This window comes from Nocardiopsis sp. TNDT3 (genome assembly GCF_003427465.1).
Classification (GTDB): Bacteria; Actinomycetota; Actinomycetes; order Streptosporangiales; family Streptosporangiaceae; genus Nocardiopsis; species Nocardiopsis dassonvillei.
In genome coordinates this window covers 1-1,001 of the sequence record NZ_QPFC01001308.1, presented here as the reverse complement: position 1 = coordinate 1,001, position 1,001 = coordinate 1, and the positions used below count along the sequence as shown (strand labels likewise).

Sequence of the window (1,001 nt, the reverse complement as noted above, 5' to 3'; positions counted from 1 at the left end):
GGCGGGTCCCCGGGGGCGCGGCCCCCGACGGCCCGGTTCCCGGGGGCTCCACCGCAGAGGGGTGACGCCGGCCCGGGCCCCGCCCGTTCGGGGTTGGGCGTCCACCCGCGGGAGCCGGGGACGGCTCCGCCCGGTGCGCGGGCGGGCCGTGACGCTACGGGAGCGGTGCCGTCCGCCGGTGCCGGGTGCTCGGTGGCGGGGCCCGTTCGGTCGTGGGCACCGGGAGCCGGGACGGCGAACCCTCGTGAACGTGCCCCGGGGCGCCACGACCTCCGCCGAGGCGGTTTCCGCGATGCGCGTACCCGACCCGGTCGGGCGACGGTTCCGGCGGGGCCCAGGGGCCGGATTCCAGTGTAGTTAGGGAGGTTTTGAGGTGGTACGGGCGCGATCATGGTACGGTTATGAAAATCATTTCCATGCAGTCTGTGTCACATGACCGGAGGCCCGTGACGTGTCTGGAGGCAGGCGACGGCGCCCGGCGCCGGGGGCGGCGGGCACGCCGTTCACCGTGAGGACCGACCGGGCGGCGGTCTGAGATGCCCCGGGTGTCCCAGTACGACGACGTCGTCCTCAAGGCCCTGGGTCGGAGCACGCGCTTCCGCAGCTGTCAGGAGATCCACCTCGCCCTCTCCGGAGGGCGCTCCCGTGCCCGCAGGCCGCCCAGCCTGTCCACCGTCTACCGCACGCTCCACCGGCTGGCGGAGGAGGGCGTCCTCGACACCCTCCACTCGCCCGAGGGGGAGCGCCTCTACCGGCTGTGCAGGACCTCCTCCCGTCACCACCACCTGCTGTGCCGGGTCTGCGGGCGGGTGGAGGACATCGCGCAGGCGGACGAGCTGGGGAGCGTCGTCGAACGCATCCGCGAGGACAGCGGTTACGGCTCCCTGGACTACTCCTTCGAGCTGTCGGGCGTGTGTCCGGGCTGCACCTAGGCAGTGCTTTCCGGGCCCGTGCTTGCCGGGCCCGCGCTTCGGTCCGCGCCCGGGTGCCCGCACCCCCGC

1 protein-coding gene is annotated in these 1,001 nt (G+C 74.1%); it reads left to right on the top strand.

The features are described 5' to 3' along the window. The first annotated feature begins 536 nt into the window (after window positions 1-536). Window positions 537-932 carry a Fur family transcriptional regulator gene (locus tag DQW06_RS27190; protein ID WP_013152074.1) on the top strand — a complete coding sequence of 132 codons (396 nt, stop codon included), beginning with the start codon at window positions 537-539 and terminating at the stop codon, window positions 930-932. Window positions 933-1,001: the final 69 nt, after the last annotated feature.

Bases quoted from the DNA above. Each gene is read 5' to 3' on its own strand.
- DQW06_RS27190 (WP_013152074.1), top strand. From the start codon at position 537: ATGCCCCGGGTGTCCCAGTACGACGACGTCGTCCTCAAGGCCCTGGGT.